Annotated in this window: 15 protein-coding genes; 6 read left to right on the top strand and 9 right to left on the bottom strand. The window is 42.3% G+C overall.

Annotation, left to right across the window (positions count from 1 at the left end):
• Positions 1–53 precede the first annotated feature (53 nt).
• The 6 genes from NYE72_RS01110 to NYE72_RS01085 all read right to left on the bottom strand — a co-directional run bounded on the left by NYE72_RS01110 (position 54) and on the right by NYE72_RS01085 (position 7424).
• Positions 54–587, bottom strand: coding sequence for a DUF1854 domain-containing protein (locus NYE72_RS01110; protein ID WP_051491493.1), 534 nt, complete (start codon positions 585–587; stop codon positions 54–56).
• The gene (locus tag NYE72_RS01105; protein WP_076101098.1) at positions 580–2775 is read right to left on the bottom strand and encodes an ABC transporter ATP-binding protein; all 2196 of its coding nucleotides are present in this window, start codon (positions 2773–2775) and stop codon (positions 580–582) included. The genes NYE72_RS01110 and NYE72_RS01105 overlap by 8 nt, the downstream gene beginning before the upstream one ends.
• A 160-nt stretch (positions 2776–2935) precedes the next feature.
• Positions 2936–5317, bottom strand: coding sequence for a phosphoketolase family protein (locus NYE72_RS01100; RefSeq protein WP_178420378.1), 2382 nt, complete (start codon positions 5315–5317; stop codon positions 2936–2938).
• A gap of 294 nt (positions 5318–5611) precedes the next feature.
• Positions 5612–6334, bottom strand: coding sequence for a GntR family transcriptional regulator (locus tag NYE72_RS01095; RefSeq protein ID WP_036687196.1), 723 nt, complete (start codon positions 6332–6334; stop codon positions 5612–5614).
• Positions 6335–6421: 87 nt separating this feature from the next.
• Entirely contained in the window at positions 6422–6610 is a 189-nt protein-coding gene (locus NYE72_RS01090; RefSeq protein WP_076101096.1) for a hypothetical protein, read from the bottom strand.
• 115 nt (positions 6611–6725) lie between these two features.
• Positions 6726–7424 (bottom strand): GyrI-like domain-containing protein, encoded by a 699-nt coding sequence (locus tag NYE72_RS01085; RefSeq protein WP_339211120.1) that lies wholly within the window; start codon positions 7422–7424, stop codon positions 6726–6728.
• A 119-nt stretch (positions 7425–7543) separates the two neighbouring features.
• On the opposite strand from NYE72_RS01085, the gene guaD reads away from it, so the two are divergent.
• The 3 genes from guaD to NYE72_RS01070 all read left to right on the top strand — a co-directional run bounded on the left by guaD (position 7544) and on the right by NYE72_RS01070 (position 11653).
• On the top strand, positions 7544–8908 hold the full coding sequence (gene guaD / locus NYE72_RS01080; RefSeq protein ID WP_339211118.1) for a guanine deaminase: 1365 nt from the start codon (positions 7544–7546) through the stop codon (positions 8906–8908).
• A 38-nt stretch (positions 8909–8946) separates the two neighbouring features.
• A complete protein-coding gene (locus NYE72_RS01075) occupies positions 8947–10299 on the top strand; it encodes a solute carrier family 23 protein (RefSeq protein WP_076187050.1) in 1353 nt (450 codons plus the stop codon).
• Between the two features lie 202 nt (positions 10300–10501).
• The gene (locus NYE72_RS01070) at positions 10502–11653 is read left to right on the top strand and encodes a glycosyltransferase (RefSeq protein WP_076274191.1); all 1152 of its coding nucleotides are present in this window, start codon (positions 10502–10504) and stop codon (positions 11651–11653) included.
• A gap of 48 nt (positions 11654–11701) precedes the next feature.
• Here NYE72_RS01070 and NYE72_RS01065 read toward each other — a convergent pair whose 3' ends face one another.
• Positions 11702–12043 carry a nitrous oxide-stimulated promoter family protein gene (locus NYE72_RS01065; RefSeq protein WP_036687189.1) on the bottom strand — a complete coding sequence of 114 codons (342 nt, stop codon included), beginning with the start codon at positions 12041–12043 and terminating at the stop codon, positions 11702–11704.
• Between the two features lie 204 nt (positions 12044–12247).
• Between NYE72_RS01065 and NYE72_RS01060 the strand changes: the two genes are divergently transcribed.
• The 3 genes from NYE72_RS01060 (at position 12248) to NYE72_RS01050 (ending at position 15930) form a co-directional block, all read left to right on the top strand.
• A complete protein-coding gene (locus NYE72_RS01060; protein ID WP_326046964.1) occupies positions 12248–12730 on the top strand; it encodes a sigma-70 family RNA polymerase sigma factor in 483 nt (160 codons plus the stop codon).
• A complete protein-coding gene (locus NYE72_RS01055) occupies positions 12727–13335 on the top strand; it encodes a zf-HC2 domain-containing protein (protein WP_076101093.1) in 609 nt (202 codons plus the stop codon). Before NYE72_RS01060 ends, NYE72_RS01055 begins: the two co-directional genes overlap by 4 nt.
• Positions 13336–13548: 213 nt before the next feature.
• Positions 13549–15930, top strand: coding sequence for a N,N'-diacetylchitobiose phosphorylase (locus tag NYE72_RS01050; protein WP_339211113.1), 2382 nt, complete (start codon positions 13549–13551; stop codon positions 15928–15930).
• Between the two features lie 74 nt (positions 15931–16004).
• Here the strand turns inward: NYE72_RS01050 and NYE72_RS01045 are convergent, their stop codons facing one another.
• Positions 16005–16415: a hypothetical protein gene (locus NYE72_RS01045; RefSeq protein WP_036687183.1), complete on the bottom strand. Its 411-nt coding sequence runs from the start codon at positions 16413–16415 to the stop codon at positions 16005–16007.
• Positions 16408–16857 carry a LytTR family DNA-binding domain-containing protein gene (locus NYE72_RS01040; protein ID WP_038568151.1) on the bottom strand — a complete coding sequence of 150 codons (450 nt, stop codon included), beginning with the start codon at positions 16855–16857 and terminating at the stop codon, positions 16408–16410. Before NYE72_RS01040 ends, NYE72_RS01045 begins: the two co-directional genes overlap by 8 nt.
• Between the last annotated feature and the right edge of the window lie 40 nt (positions 16858–16897).

Raw genomic sequence — 16897 nt, 5'->3', positions numbered from 1 at the left:
AAGAGGCTCCGCAGACCATCAACAAATGGCTGCGGAGCTTTTTCACAACTAGACTATAAAACATCCTTCAGCTTGCTCCGGCTCTGAACATCCAGGGCTAGATAATCACGGATTTCGCATCTTTTCCCATTGATATCTGTAAGAATGATTCGCTTATGACTTGGATACTGCATATGCTCGTGCAGGTTCCGCATGACGATCCGGGTCTGGCCCAGATTCGTTTGCAGCTCCCAAATCCACATATCCGCTTTTTGCTTAATAGAATCAATGCGGGTTACAACCGGGAGAAAATACCGCAGCCGGAGCTCTGTATCCACTTCCACCCGACTTTCTTCATCGAGCTGATCAATGTCACGTATGACCCCGATCTCCTCACTCTTGGAGTTACGAACTGAAATATACTCCGTGGTATATTGGAATGGAAATATACGAAAAAGAATTAATTCCTCATAGACTTGACCCTCCACTACTCCTTGAAACACGCCACCTTGACTGCGGCTAAAAGAGATTGCACCCGGTTCAAGAATGTTAATCTCATAGGGATCTTTAGGATTCAATTCCCCGTTAACAAGATTCGGATCACTCATGCATCTCAACCCCCTTAATCTGCGACATTTCCTTCTGTGCCTCAACTAGCTTGAAGTAAGCACCTTCTGCAGCAAGCAATTCCTCATGTGTACCCACTTCAATGATCTTCCCGCGTTCAAGCACTACAAGCCGGTTCGCATTTCTTAGCGTGGATAATCGATGGGCAATCGCGAATGTCGTTCTGCCTTTTACCAGTCGCGAGATCGCTTCTTGAATTTGCCGCTCGGTCACTGTATCTACAGAAGCTGTTGCTTCATCTAGGATTAGAATTCGTGGATCGTGAATTATTGCTCGGGCAATAGACACTCGCTGCTTCTCTCCACCAGACAATTTATGTCCACGTTCCCCAACTCTTGTATCATAGCCATCCGGCAATTGAACGATAAAATCATGGGCGTTGGCGATTTTTGCAGCGCGCATGATTTCTAATTCCGTAGCGTCCGGTTTAGAATAGGCAATATTCTCAGCAATCGTTCCGTCGAATAGAAACGTCTCCTGCAGCACTACACCGATCTGACTACGCAGATCTGACTGGCTGATATTTCGGATGTCCACATCATCGATGGTAATGGTTCCCTCATCTGTGTCATAGAAGCGACAGATCATATTAATGAACGTCGACTTACCGGCACCTGAATGTCCGACCAGACCAATCATCTCGCCCGCACCCACTTTTAAATCCACGTTCTTGAGCACAGGATGATGTTTTTCGTATCCATAAGTAACCCGCTTAAACTCAACCTCACCATTTACGCGGCCGATGGCTGCTGGATTTACTGTATCAGGCACATCTGACGGAGTATCCATAATCTCAAAGACCCGATCTGCTGCTGAAATCGCATGGCTGGCCCAGTTGATCATTTGGCTCACCCACTGCAAAGGTCCGAGAAGCATCCCAAGGTAGGTCACCAAAGCAATTAGCGTACCGATGGATAATTGACCCTCCAGCACCGTTTTTCCGCCATAAAACCAAATTAATAACGTACCAACACCAGCAACCAACGCAAAAGCAGGAAACATCCCCTGCCATAAGCCTTCGATCCGAATATTATGCCGCACCAACTCCTTATTGGCGACCGTATAACGTGACATCTCTGTTGTTTCCTGGCCGAATGCTTTGACTACACGAATCCCCTGCAAAGAATCGCCAACCAAAGCGTTTAATCTAAAAATAGATCTCCACTGCTGGTACCAACGTCTGCCAATCATCGGCCATAACACGGTCGACAGCACCACCATAAGCGGCATAGGCAGCATAGCAAGCAGCGTTAGCTTCCAATCCATACTGAACATAATAGTGAAAATAGCGATTACCCGCAGCGATTCACCCGAGACCCAGATTACACCGTCAGTCATAAATTGCCGCATCGCCTCTGAATCATTATTCACCCGTCCAATAAATTGCGAAGATTGTCTTCGGTCGAAAAAAGATAAAGATAATTTCATCAAGGAATGATACACATCATGACGAAGATCACCCATGATTTTGGAACCAATCCATACCCCTATAAGTCCACGTACAGTCTGCATTAAAGTTATTACTAAGGACGTGGCTGCTAGCCCGATCACAATCCATAGAAGCGTCGAGCCCATATCCTTTTCTGTCAACACATTATCAACGATCATCTTCGTCAAAAATGGTGGAACAAGCTCTACCAATGTAGTAAAAATCAACATAATCGCCGCAGCGATCATTTGGATCTTATAAGGCTTAGCGTAACTCAACATCCGAAATAGAACCTTGCCGTTACTCTTGCACACCGGACAAGCTTGTGAATCTTCCGGCAGCGGATTGCGGCATTTTGGACAATTTCTTGGAAACTCTTTTTCAGAAGCGGTTGGCCGTTCCTCGCCTTTAGCTACAGCGCCAATTAATTTAGCAGCAAAACCAAATATAGAGGTAAGTGATGCTGTATAACGTATAAGTATAATAGGCCCCTCTTGGGTATCCACAAGCAACGAACCGCCGCCTACCCCGCCTACTACCCGGGCATCGGTAATATTCGAGACTAGAAGCTTTGAGACCAGTTTCCCGTCCGTCCCCCAAACGGAAACCTCCTTCTCAGTCAATACAAGCCACTGCTCACCGAATTGCCCATCTTTCATTAAATCAGATACAGAGTGAAATAAAGGTTGTTCTGTAAGCTGTATTTCTATAGACTTGGGAAGTTTATCAATAGATGTCATACATTTCTCCCCTTTCTTTACCCACCTATTTACTCACATATATTTACAGTGGTAAAGATGAAAAAATGATTATAATTGTTTTGTATGGTTACTTGAACAAATAAAAAGACACCTCTAAAGGTGTCTTTTTGTATTACTTCCTATGGTACTGGCTATACGTTTATTTCAAAGCTTTCCATACCCAGTTCTCTACTTCTGGCAAATCAATACCCTCTTCACGAATGAATTGGTGATGTTTCTTAACGATAGCATCCATTTCATCTGCGATCGCTTTATAGTCGTTAGCATTAGGCAAGCTCAGAACAGCTTCCTTCGCCAAGTCAAAGCGGTCCATTTGATTCAATACGCGCATATCGAATGGTGTTGTGATATCGCCATTCTCGCGGTATCCGTGTACGTGCAGGTTATGGTTATGGCGATCAAAGAACAAGTCTTTAATCAGACCTTCATATCCGTGGAAAGCGAAGATAACTGGTTTATCTTTTGTGAAAAATTGATCAAACTCTTCGTCAGATAAGCCACGCGGATCTAATTTTTGACTTCTCAGTTTCAACAAGTCTACCACGTTGATATATCTAATCTTAAGGTTCGGCAGTTTTTCATGCAGGATAGAGATTGCAGCCAAGCTTTCGATAGTTGGTTCTGTACCTGCAGAAGCAAAGACAACATCAGGCTCTCCACCTTGATCGGTGCTTGCCCAGTCAATAATCTTCAGTCCTTTATCCACCAGCTCTTGTGCTTCATCCGCACTGAACCATTGTGGACGAGGATGTTTGGAAGAAACGATCAAGTTAATTTTTTGACGGTCATTTAAGACGGTGTCAAAGACAGCCAGCAAGGAGTTCGCATCAGCCGGCAAATACTCACGGATAAATTCTGGTTTTTTATCAGCCAAGTGACCTAGCAAACCTGGATCTTGGTGAGTGTAACCATTGTGGTCTTGTTGGAATACAGTTGAAGTTGCTACCACATTCAATGATGGAATATCCGCACGCCAGCTTTGATCTGTTGCTTTACGCAGCCATTTGAAATGCTGAGTAATCATCGAATCCACGACACGCAAGAAAGCTTCATAGCTTGCAAAGAAACCATGGCGACCTGTCAATACGTAACCTTCAAGCAAACCTTCTGCCTGATGTTCAGACAATTGGGAATCGATAACACGGCCATAAGAAGCTAGGAATTCATCATTCGGCTCAATCACTTGATCCAACCATTGACGTTTCGTCACTTCAAAGACAGGTCCCAGACGGTTGGACATTGTTTCATCCGGTCCGAAAATTCTGAAATTGCAGTTCTCTTCGTTCAGAGAGATAACATCTTTCATGTATTTACCCAGAACGGCCATGTCTTGTGCTATTACTTCACCTGGTTTGGAATTATCAAGTGCGAACTTACGGAAATTGGGTAAGTTTAGATCTTTAATCTGGTTGCCAGCATTAGTAACTGGGTTCATTCCCATACGTCTGTCGCCAGTTGGCAGAATCTCAGCAAGTTCAGCGTTCAGACGACCATTGTCATCAAATAATTCTTCTGGTCTATAGCTGTTCATCCACTCCAATAACGCTGGAGCATGTTTCATATTCTTTTGATCCACTGGAATCGGCACCTGATGGGCACGGAACGAGTTCTCATTCGGAACACCATCCCATTGCTTTGGACCCGTCCAGCCCTTAGGAGAACGGAAGACCAACATTGGCCAAACCGGACGCGTAAGGTCATTGTTGTCACGTGCATTCTTTTGAATCGCTTCAATTCTTTCTACGATGGTATCAAGCACCTTAGCCATTTCTGGATGCATTAGATCAGGATTTTCGCCTTCAACGAAGAACGGTTCCCAACCCATACCTTTAAAGTATGCAGTAATTTCTTCTTTGGATTGACGAGACAGAATCGTTGGGTTACTGATTTTGAAACCATTTAAGTGCAGGATCGGCAGAACTGCACCATCAGTAACTGGATTGATGAACCGGTTGGAGAACCATGAAGCCGCTAATGGGCCAGTTTCAGCCTCTCCATCGCCAATAACAACAGCGGAGATTAAATCTGGATTATCCAGAATTGCACCTACACCGTGGGATAGAGAATAACCTAATTCGCCACCTTCGTGGATCGATCCAGGTGTTTCAGGGGCAGCATGGGAAGCAACTCCACCTGGGAAAGAGAATTGTTTGAACAATTTCTTCAGACCTGGGATATCTTGTGTAATTTCCGGATAAATTTCAGTATAGCTACCATCGAGATAGGAGTTCGAAACCATGACCTGACCGCCATGACCAGGACCCTCGATATAGAACATATTCAAATCATATTTAGTAATGACCCGATTCAAATGGGCATAAATAAAGTTCTGGCCGGGAATAGTTCCCCAGTGTCCAATTGGCTTAATCTTTACGTCTGCTTCTTTCAGCGGTTCTCTTAACAACGGATTATCTTTCAAATACAGTTGACCTACAGAGATGTAGTTAGTTGCGCGCCAGTATGCATCAAGTTTCTCTAAATAAGTTTTTGATGAGTAATCAACATCCATGGATAATACCATTTCTTCCACTCCCCAAAATTTTTTCTGTGTCTACATTGCCGTAATTTCTTCCACAAGTACATCATACCGCCGCCAAAAATTAATTCAACCTTTTCAACAAATGATACGGTCCAATTTTGTGAAAATATGAACATAGTATGAAAAACGGTGTCAATTGTCTGTAAAAATACGTCAATATTAATATATATGTAAAAATATGGGCTGAAGTTTGCGGGAGATATTTGCTGCTTTTCCTTCATCTATTTTGCGCAAAATAAAAAAAATAAGACCGAGAAAAATTCCCCAGTCTTACTTTTAATGAACGGACACAAAGGTATTAAATTTTAAGTATTTATAGTGGAAACGCATATGGGAGAATTCAAAGGGTGTGCCATTATCTAAAAAGAAAATCCCTTCCATAATGCTTACTGGCTCATTCGCCTGCAAATGCAGCAGCTCTTGATCCGTAGCCTCAGAGGGTTCTGCGGATATCGATAAAAAGGATTTGGTTACCGCCAGGTTCCGTGAATCCTCCAAATAATTAAAGATAGATCCTTCAATAATAGTCTGATTTAAGTTCTGCACGATTTTGATTGGGATATAACCCGTTTCAATCATAAAGGGTTCATCATCAAAAAGACGCAAGCGAACGATTTTGTATACAAAATCATGTGGTCCTAAAAACAGATCCCGTTGCAGTTCTTCCGTTGGTGGAATGACCTCGAATTTCAAAACTTTAATCTTTGGCTTCTTCCCATTCATTTGAAAATTGTCGGTGACACCTAAATTAGAACCTTCGTAGTTAAAAATAGATTCATTTTTTATGTATAAAGGATTTATAAATGTCCCTGAGCCACGCTTTTTAAAAATAATGCCGGCATTTGCCATTTTAGTCAGAGCACTTTTAATAGAACTACGACTCACTTGATAAGTTTCACTAAGTGTTCGTTCATCCGGTAATTTCATATCGGGAAACTGCCCAGCAAAAATTTTCATTTTTAAGTCATCAATAATTTGTTTGTAGACAAACTGTGTCATGAAGTACTCCTTTTCAGGTCGATACAAGTTTTATTTCAACCTTTACTATAACATAATAACCAGACGTTTATAATCTATCCGGCCAGCTTATTTACGTCGGCGATTTGTCATGCGATTGTACATCACTAAACCGGCAATGACCATGCCCAGCGTCCCCATACTACTTGCTGCTTCAGCCTGCATACCAAACAAAATGCACAGGTTAGTGACCAAGCTTTTTGTAAGTACAGCAACAATAATTAACATCAACGGGCGCCAAATGTTGTATCTTCTCATCCAGGCAACACTCCTAATCCAATTTTCTCAAACTATCGATCGATTTCATCTATTATATCACAAGATGGTAACCGCATTCATTTCCTATAACCGTAAAGGAATCGAAGCCGACCTGCTATTTTTTATTAATTCTATATCTTAAAATGGTTTTCAACTTTTCGTGTTCTACTTTTCTAGCATCCGACAGATAAATTTCTCTATGAACAAGCGTTTTTAGCACATAATTGTTTTCATCTATAAACATTTTTAATTGTTGGAATGATTCAGGTTCACTATCATATGAACCAATATGCAAGATTTGCACCGATAAGCCATCTTCTAATTCATCAAAATATGCCTCTTTCAATAGGGGGTGAGGTTTCTTTTTATTTACTATCTCAAAAGCTCTTTCTACCGTCTCTCTTGTTACAAAATCCGGTTGTCTTATCATTATTGTATATAGTAATTCATCTTTTATTAAATCCTTGTGATTTCTACCTTCCTCTGTCAAATCCCATAATCCTTCGAGTGGATATACCGTATAATCAAAATAACCCTCCGGAGTAAATCCATTTTTAGGCATCATTTTCACCGCATAGGCCAGAGAGTATAGAACCCCGACTCTTTCTGAAAAATCCTCATGATTAGGATTACCTTTACCTTTTATACAGATGAATTTCTGTTTCCCAACTTCTAATAATTGCGGCTTAGCTTTGGGTTGATATAACTCCTTTTCATGCTTTCTATATTCATGTTTTGGCATTTTACTTCCCCCTATCTTTTTCTGTATTCTAGCATAGCGAACATGACGTCTATGCGTCATATTCGGTTTCAATTCCTCCGCTCCTCCTATCCGTCAATTACGCCTTTATTCGACTTTTGGTCTGGACTTATCCTTTTTCACGGATTATAATAACGAATGCACACCAAAAGACGAACATTAAGGCGGAAATCATGAGAAAATATATGCAAATATTCCTAGGCACTTCATTTTCTAGCCTATCCCCAAAAGAAATTCAAATTTTAAAGGACCATCTCTTCTGTATCAACACGGATGGGATGATAGAAATGATTGTTGCACCGAAGCACCCCGACTATCAACCCTTGCTTGATGCTTATCAAGGTCAGGACAATTTTCATGTATTAGCTGAAGGCCAGTATTTTTTGCCCGGCTTTATCGACCTGCATGTTCACGCGCCACAATGGGCTCAATCTGGAACTGCATTAGATATTCCACTCTATGATTGGCTAAATACTTATACCTTCCCACTGGAGTCTAAATTCTCGGACCTGGCTTTTGCAAAAAAAGTCTACGATGACGTGGTTGGCACTTTGCTCGCAAACGGAACAACTACAGCACTTTATTTTGCAACGGTGCATAAAGAGGCCAGTTTATTATTGGCTAAAATATGTGCGGAAAAAGGGCAACGTGGACTCGTTGGAAAAGTGGTTATGGACGATCCGCAGGGAAATCCTGAGAATTACCGCGACTCCGACACCCACACCGCGCTAGTGGATACGGAAGAATTTATACTAGCTGTACAAGAACTCGCTAAATCTACTAAACAAGGCGTATATCCGGTAGTGACACCAAGGTTCATTCCAAGCTGCACTAATGAGGCTTTACAAGGCTTGGGAGAACTAGCCGCTAAATATGATACGTATGTTCAATCGCACTGTAGTGAAAGTGATTGGGCGCACGGTTATGTGCAAGAACGGTTCCAGAAGAACGATGCTTTTGCCTTGCATGATTTTGGTCTGCTCAGTGATAAATCTGTAATGGCACATTGTAATTTTTTAGATGAAGATGATGTGAATTTGTTTGCAGAGACAGGAACAGCTATTGCTCATTGTCCGATATCCAACGCGTATTTTGCCAATAGTGTTATTCCGATCGCTGACTTCCATGCCAAAGGCGTGGAGATTGGTTTAGGCTCTGATATTTCCGGAGGTTTTTCACCTAGTCTCTTCGATAACATTAGACAAGCCGTAATGTCTTCAAGAATGCTGGAGGATGGTGTGAATCCTTCCCTGTCTGCACCAAATCGCGGAGTACCCGGATCACGGATTACGATCCATGAATCCTTTTATCTTGCTACCGCTGGCGGCGGAGAAAGCTTAAGCTTACCTATCGGCCGGTTACTAGAAGGTTATGCATGGGATGTTCAAATAATCGATACGAAAGTACCCTCGGCGAAATTGCCCGTCTTTGATGAGAATGAAGATTTGCAAGATATTTTTCAAAAGATAATGTATCTGGCTAGACCTGAAAATATCCGTGAAGTCTGGGTACAGGGTGAAAAAGTTCATTCGCGTTAAAGATTAATTAAACTAGAAAACTTAAGGTGGGCATCGGAGTGAAAACACAAGTAAACGTACAAGAGCAAGCACATTTGGAATCACAGCTACTAACTGTCCTACCCGATGAAAAAGTTTCATTTAGTAAATCCGTCATTCTCGGCTTTCAACATGTATTGGCTATGGATGTCTATGTAGTGCCATTCCTTATTGCGATGTTAATCGGCTTACAGCCCAATCAGTCCAGCGCGTTAATCCAATCCACCTTTATTGCCGCAGGACTTGCAACGATTGTGCAAACCTATTTCTGTATGAAGCTGCCTATCGCTCAAGGTCCTTCTTATGTTCCGCTGGGTGCGATCGTCAGTATTTATGCAGCTAGTGGTGGCGGAGAGCTCGGTTGGAGCTCCGTGTTAGGTGCCAGCTTAATCGGGGCTATCCTGGTTATTATTTTGGGTTATGCGGGGATTTTTAATAAAATCGTTAAAAACTTTATTCCGCCTATCGTAGGTGGCACAATCATTTTCATTGTAGGTCTATCTTTATTGCCTGTTGCGATCAGAGATAATATCTACGGAGCCTCCGGGGCTTCAATTAATCAAAATGTATTATTAGCCCTCATTTCAGGCGCTACACTACTTGTTTTTGTGGTTCTTGGTACTTTGTTCCGTAATAAAGGATCTGTCTTCCGAATTCTTTCCGTAATGATGGCGTTAGTAGTCGGATGTATTTCCGCTAATATTATGGGCGTTTTAGATTTCTCAGCGATAAGTAGTGCCAAGTGGTTTAGCATGCCGCGGATCGCTTTTGTTGATTTCGGCTTTTCCTTCAACTTTTCAGCTATTATCACCATGGTTATTATTTATATCGTGCTGCTGGCTGAAACAACAGGCACCTGGTTTGCGGTCAGCAATGTAATCAATAAACCTTTGACAGACAAAAATATTAACCGCGGCGTAATTGGAGAAGGAATTGGCTGTCTTATTGCGTCTGTGCTCGGTTCGACTCCTGTTACAGGTTATTCAACTAATGCAGGGATCATCTCCATTACAGGTGTTGCCAGCCGCCGGGTTTTTCTCGCTGTAGGAGGATGGTTTGTCCTCTTTGGTTGTTCCGGTAAACTCGCCGCTTTGATCTCTTCCATTCCATCCGCTGTAATCGGCGGCGTCTTCGCCATCATCTGCGGCATCATCGCAATTAATGGTGTGCAAGTAATGAAGAATGTAACCATCGGCGAAAAAGAAATGTACATTATTGCCTTACCAATGATCATCACCTTGGCTTTGGTACTCATTCCTGGTGACTACTTGAACTCTTTGCCTACATTCGTACAGTATTTATTAGGCTCACCTATCCTAGCTGCTTCATTGGCAGCAATATTATTGAATAAATTATTACCTAGTGGAAAATAGAAAATAAAAAGGAGCAGCCCCTAAAGGAATCGATAGATCTCCTTTAGGGGCTGTCTTTTTTAAAGATCATCCCATATTGGCCCCTGTCCACTGCCTATTTCGATCCTTAAAGGCGTTTGACTAGACCAGGCTAAAGTCCCTGAATATATTGTTATTATTTATCCTATTCAAGGGCTTTTATTAAATGGTGGGGGTGATCATTCTGGCTATCCGTTACAGCATCATAATTCCAACCTATAACCGACTTCAGCAGCTGCTACTTACACTCACTTCATTCGAGACACAGACCTATCCGAAGGATCGATTCGAGGTGATCGTCGCAGATGACGGTTCTACAGATGGTACCAAGGAAATGGTCGAAAGCTTTCAAACTTCTTATCCGCTTATTTATGTCGCTCAGCAGGAACAACGCGGCCGTTCTGCCGTGAGAAATCTGGGGCTGAGTCAGGCAAAAGGGAAATACGTCATCTTCTGCGATGCTGATTTTCTGGTATTCCCTGACTTCATTAGGATCGTAAACCAGTATCACCGTAAATATCCTAAGTCCATAATTTCAGGTATTCCACACTCATGGGATGACGCTTATACCCACTACTACCCAGACTTTTCTCCTGAAGAAAAAGAGCATTGCCGCAATACACTTTCGCCTTCTAACTTATGGAATCCCGACTTCGAATCAGCGACTGAAATCATCCCATTAATCACACCCAATGATATTCTTCAGCAGACGGAGACGTTATCAAAAGTCACCTTTCCCTCAAGAGTTCCTCCAAATACTAAAAAACAATTTGCCAGCACAGATGTAGCCCCTTGGATGTTACTCGTCACACGTTGTGTGTCCATAAGACGCAGCCAATTAACTCGTGCTGGAGGTTTTAATGAACAGTTTATCCTCTATGGACTCGAAGATTGGGACCTTGGGTATCGACTGCATCGATTAAAAATCCCTTTTCACAGCATCAAAGAAGTTGTCGGCGTTCACCAAGAACATCCAACCCACTTCAGAGGGAATCTCATAAATATTGAGAATCTAAAAATTATGTTCAAAAGCTACGGGTTCAATGACTCCTCCCTAAATCTGTTCGCCCTTGTTCCCCCAAACGAAGACTTAGAGAAGTACAAACATACTATACGGGTCTTGCGCAGAGGATACCGAACGAAGTTAACACGTTCATCAGCAATATTAATGAGAAGAACGTTACGGATTGCCGCCAAACAGCTCTATGAACCCAAGGATACCGCCGTATACCAAGAGTCGTTAAGACGGATAAGTGTAAAAGTAAAGAGAAGAAAAAGCCGGGTTGCCCGGGTTTTGCGAGAGATTTTGGTGAAGGCTGAAAAACTGGGAGAATGATATCTAAAAACACATTAAGCCGGGCATCAAATGATGTCCGGTTTTCACTTATTTTCTCAATTTATTGGGTAGCGGAATATGCCTAATCGACTCAATGGGATGATAGAGCAGCATCCACGGACCAGAAAAACGCATAACCCCTTTAATTCTTTGGCGATAATCCGGTTTGTAACAATGAACAGGACATTTGGCACAAGCTGTTTTCTCTTCACCAAATTTACAATAGGCTAGCCTCTTCAGCGCATACTCATTTAATTCCTGACATTCCTCACAAAACCCCTTATGATGATGTTTTTTCTTACAATATATACGAATCATTTTGGTAACAAGCTCTTGCTCTTTTTGAATTTTAGGACCCTCATTTAACTGCCGGTTTACCTTTGTTATCATATATGAACCCCCTTGTAACTTGTACAATAAGATCTCATGTAATTATAAAGGGAAAACCAACTGTGAAACCAGCCTTAACGCTGAACCTCCTTAATTCCCTCACATACCGGGGATGAAAGCGATAATTGTATAAATCAAATTTTTTTAAAAAAACTTGTAACGTTTATAGCTTTTTACGGATATATAACTTGAGGAGGTGAATGGATGCAGGACAACGAGCAATTATACAGGGAATATTCAACCCAAGTATATAAATTCGTATTTAGCCTTTGTCATAATCACTTGCTGGCAGAAGAAATTACCCAAGAAACTTTTTATAGAGCTATAAAATCGATAGACAAATACGATGGGACCTGCAAAGTATACGTATGGCTTTGTCAAATTGCTAAACATGTGTGGTATCAGGAGCTGGACAAGCAGCGTAAGCGGAAGTCTGAGGAATTAGAAGACGCTCCTTTGGCTAACGCAAATTCAACAGAATCCCAGTTCATTTTTGCTCAGGACAAAATGGATTTATTTAAACAACTTCATTTACTTGATCCAAATACCAAAGAAGTATTATATCTGCGTTTAACCGGAGAATTCAGTTTTCGGGAAATTGGCGAAATTCTTGGAAGAGATGAGACCTGGGCAAGAGTTACCTTTTACCGTGGAAAACAAAAATTGATGAAAGGAAGATCTTCATGAAATGCGAGATTATTCAGGATTTATTACCTTCCTATATTGAAAAGCTAACCTCTGTACATAGTAACGAAGAAATCGAAAAACACCTGCAATCCTGTGAAAGCTGCCTTCAATCCTATAATGAAATGACCGCCACAGCAAATCTAAGTGTGCCTATTATTGATAAAGAGGAAGTTAACAAACTCAATTATTTTAAAAAAGTGAAAAAAAAGAATATAAAAACTCTCATTTATTCCGTCTTATCGGTACTTATACTGGCTACGGCCCTTATTGGATTTTTTGTTATCGGTTTCCCTGTATCCTCTAAAGATGTAGTCATAGATTATCAGAAGACAAAGGATCGTTTGGAGGTTCATCTAACTTTGGAAAATGGCAAGGACCTCGTGTTCTCAGGAAAAACTAAATTCATCCGCGATGAGAATAATAATGTAATCGGTTCTGAAACTAGGTATACGCCTAGAGGTTTACTTCATAATCCCTTTGATGATGTAGGAAAAAAAGTTATGTTGGGGACGGAGATTCATACCGATCTGGATTTTCCAAACAAGTTTATTCTTGAATTCAAAGATAAAACTATGACGTTTGTTAATGGTGTTTTAGTGGAGTAGACATGCCGCAAAAATAAAAAAAGACACCTTTCAAGGTGTCTTTCGCTTTACACCCACTAAAAAAGTTAGCATTTTTGTTCGTTTTTTCGCTAAAATATAGGGTTATCGATTTACTGAAAGTATCTTATAATAAAATTACACATGGATATTTTACCCCTTTGTGAACGCGCGTTTATAGATTGACCCATTAACCACTTAATAGGAGGAATGGTTATGCAATATGGTTATTTTGATGAAAAAAACAAGGAATACCTCATTACCAAGCCGAATACGCCTGCCCCTTGGGCGAATTACCTCGGCTCGCCGGAATATGGCGCGATCATCTCAGGTAACGCAGGCGGTTATAGCTTTGTAAAATCTGGCGCAAATGGGCGGCATATCCGTTACCACTTCAACTCTAAGGACGAGCCCGGACGCTATATTTACGTGAGAGATTTGGAGAACGGGGATTATTGGTCCGGCTCCTGGCAGCCTGTGGGTAAAGATCTGGAGCAATATAAGTCCGTATGCCATCATGGAACCGGATACACGAACCTCGTCTCGGATTACGATAACATCCATACAGAATCATTATATTATGTGCCACTGAACAAAACCTACGAGGTGTGGCGCATGAAGGTGCGCAATGATGACTCCAAAGCACGCAAGCTGGCTCTCTTCGGATTTGTTGAATTAACCAACAATAACAACTACGAGCAGGATACCGTCAACCTTCAGTACACTTTGTTTATTTCACGGACCTACTATAAAAATAATATGATCCTTCAAGTCATCAATGAAAACACCCCCGAAGAACAGACCTGGAGATTCTTCGGCGCTGCAGGTGCAGAAGTTACCGCTTATGACGGTGACCGGGATACGTTCCTAGGCGATTACCGCAGTTATGGCAATCCAGCCTCTGTCGAGAACGGCCAATGCTCCAATTCATTAAACTACAATACTAACTCCTGCGGTGCCCTGCAGATTAACGTAGATTTGCAGCCGGGAGAAGAGAAAGAAATCGCATTTCTACTGGGACAGTATGATGAGAAAGGCGCTTCCGAGATTCTCAGCCATTATAAAGACTTGTCCGTGGTAGATAAAGAACTCGAAGAGTTAAAAGCATTCTGGCACAGCAAGCTTAACCGCTTCCAGGTCCAGACACCAAGCGATAACCTGAACAACATGATCAACACTTGGAATGCATATCAATGCTTTATCACTTTCATCTGGTCACGAGCAGCCTCTTTCCAATACTCCGGTCTTCGTAATGGACTGGGCTATCGGGATACGGTGCAGGATATTCAAGGCATCATTCATCTGGATCATGAGATGGCCCTTGAACGTCTTAGACTGATGATATCCGCCCAGGTTTCCAACGGCGGTGGACTTCCGTTGGTGAAATTTGACCACAATCCTGGGCATGAGGGCACACCGGATGATCCGGAATATGTACGGGAAACTGGTCATCCCCATTATCGGGCCGATGACGCTTTATGGCTGTTCCCAACCGTCATTAAATACTTGAATGAAAGTGGCAACTGGGATTTTACAGATGAAATAATCCCTTATTCGGATAAAGGTGAGGGCACTGTGTACGAGCATTTGCGCCAGGCGCTTCAGTTCAGTCTGGATCGTATGGGCGCACACGGCATGCCGGTTGGGCTTCATGCCGACTGGAACGATTGTCTACGGCTTGGAGCGAAGGGCGAGTCGTTGTTCGTCGCATTCCAGCTGTATATGGCATTCAAGGTGTTCATGGAAATTGCACAAAATAAGAACAAGCCTGAAGACATTCAATGGGCGCAGGGCCTGCTTGATGAGCTGGACGATAACATTCAAAAGCACGCTTGGGAGAACGATCAATTCGTCCGCGGATTTACAGAAGACAACTATACCATCGGCTCCTGGGAGAATGATGAGGCCAAAATTTGGCTTAATCCGCAAAGCTGGGCCGTATTAAGCGGTGCAGCCCGCCCGGATCAGGCGAAGCTCTCCATGGACAAAGTGTATGAGAATCTGCGGACCGATTACGGCACTATGTTATTCTACCCACCGTTCCGTGAATACGGTTTGCCAGTAGCGTTGATGGCTCTTTTCAACGCCTCAACTAAGGAAAACGGCGGCATCTTCAGCCAGCCGCAGGGATGGCTCATTCTGGCGGAAACCATGATTGGCAACGGTCGGCGCGCGTTCGAATACTTCCTGAATTGCAGTCCGGCCAGCATGAACGATAAGGCCGAAATCCGCAAACTCGAGCCTTATGTACATGGCCAGTTTGTCGAGTCCAAGGACAGCCCATATCAAGGCCGGGCCCATGTCCACTGGCTGACCGGCACCGCTTCAACCGTAATGGTCTCCTTGGCGGAAGGTATTATGGGGGTTCAACCGCAATTTGATGGCCTTCGCCTCAACCCGTGTGTTCCTTCCGACTGGACAGACTTTTCCATGGTCCGGGAATTCCGTGGGAAGAAGCTGAACATCCAGGTGGAGAACAAGAAAGGTGTACAAAAAGGGGTTACCCATATCGTTATTAACGGTGAAGAAATTCAAGGCAACCTGATCCCCGTCGCCAAAATGGCGCCAGAAAACAACGTGCTCGTTATTATGGGTTAAAGCGTATTTATGAGGAATAGATAGGAGGACGGACCGATAAGGTGCGTCCTCCTGTTTTTACAATTAGAACGAGGTTATTTCAAAATTTTATTTAACTCCTCAGCTTGTTTCCTGCTATTAATTCTGGCGTAGAAATAGAAAGCTATAGTGTGCAGTATAACCGATAACAACAACATTCCAGGCAACCAGGGGCTTATGAAGTTGAACATTTCTTTTGAGAATAACCACACCATTCCCATTCCGCCAAATATACTGAAGGTCGAAGAAATCAGAATATTCCAAAGCGGTCTTAACGTGAAATAGTTCCACAACACATTGTACATCACTCCGAATATCCCCGCGGAAATAATGGCGATACCTGCAATACGCCATAGATATAACATATCAATAGATTGATCCTTGAAAAACACAGTTAACAGTAGCGTTATCCATAAAGAAGTTAAAGTAAACACCTGAAAAAATGAATTTTTTAATTGATTAACCATGATAGTTCCTCCTGAAATTTTTAATATAATAGCGGCTGACAAAATAACAAGAACCATTCGTCAGAATCACTTTTATTCTCGCATTATCCGTTGCTGAGAACTCTTTTATGTAGCTGGTGTTGATTATGGTCTGATTATTAATTTTTATAAACTGAGGTGAATTCAGAACTTCTTCAACAAATTTCAATCGTGTATTAAGAAGAAACATTTCTCCCGTAATTACACGTACACTGCACATACGGCCTTCCGGCTCTATGACCGCGATTGAGCTGGATACAATCGAGACATTGCGATCATTTTTGGCGTTGATGACCATGATCCGTTTCTCCGATGTTTGAATGGCTACTTCGATATTTGCCCAATGTTCCTTTTCAGCCGGGTGGGTTGTTACTTTCGTAGTACCCCGGTCCATTTCTATGTCCTCTTCAAAAATGATTTCCAAGTTGTGCTGCCTCCTCTCAGGTTTCATATTATTATCAAAA

The sequence above is a fragment of the Paenibacillus sp. FSL L8-0333 genome, from assembly GCF_037965665.1.
Taxonomy (GTDB): Bacteria; Bacillota; Bacilli; order Paenibacillales; family Paenibacillaceae; genus Paenibacillus_AQ; species Paenibacillus_AQ odorifer.
This window is presented reverse-complemented; position numbering and strand designations above follow the sequence as displayed.

Bases quoted from the DNA above. Each gene is read 5' to 3' on its own strand.
- NYE72_RS01110 (WP_051491493.1), bottom strand. From the start codon at position 587: ATGAGTGATCCGAATCTTGTTAACGGGGAATTGAATCCTAAAGATCCC.
- NYE72_RS01105 (WP_076101098.1), bottom strand. From the start codon at position 2,775: ATGACATCTATTGATAAACTTCCCAAGTCTATAGAAATACAGCTTACA.
- NYE72_RS01100 (WP_178420378.1), bottom strand. From the start codon at position 5,317: ATGGTATTATCCATGGATGTTGATTACTCATCAAAAACTTATTTAGAG.
- NYE72_RS01095 (WP_036687196.1), bottom strand. From the start codon at position 6,334: ATGACACAGTTTGTCTACAAACAAATTATTGATGACTTAAAAATGAAA.
- NYE72_RS01090 (WP_076101096.1), bottom strand. From the start codon at position 6,610: ATGAGAAGATACAACATTTGGCGCCCGTTGATGTTAATTATTGTTGCT.
- guaD (WP_339211118.1), top strand. From the start codon at position 7,544: ATGAGAAAATATATGCAAATATTCCTAGGCACTTCATTTTCTAGCCTA.
- NYE72_RS01065 (WP_036687189.1), bottom strand. From the start codon at position 12,043: ATGATAACAAAGGTAAACCGGCAGTTAAATGAGGGTCCTAAAATTCAA.
- NYE72_RS01060 (WP_326046964.1), top strand. From the start codon at position 12,248: ATGCAGGACAACGAGCAATTATACAGGGAATATTCAACCCAAGTATAT.
- NYE72_RS01055 (WP_076101093.1), top strand. From the start codon at position 12,727: ATGAAATGCGAGATTATTCAGGATTTATTACCTTCCTATATTGAAAAG.
- NYE72_RS01050 (WP_339211113.1), top strand. From the start codon at position 13,549: ATGCAATATGGTTATTTTGATGAAAAAAACAAGGAATACCTCATTACC.
- NYE72_RS01045 (WP_036687183.1), bottom strand. From the start codon at position 16,415: ATGGTTAATCAATTAAAAAATTCATTTTTTCAGGTGTTTACTTTAACT.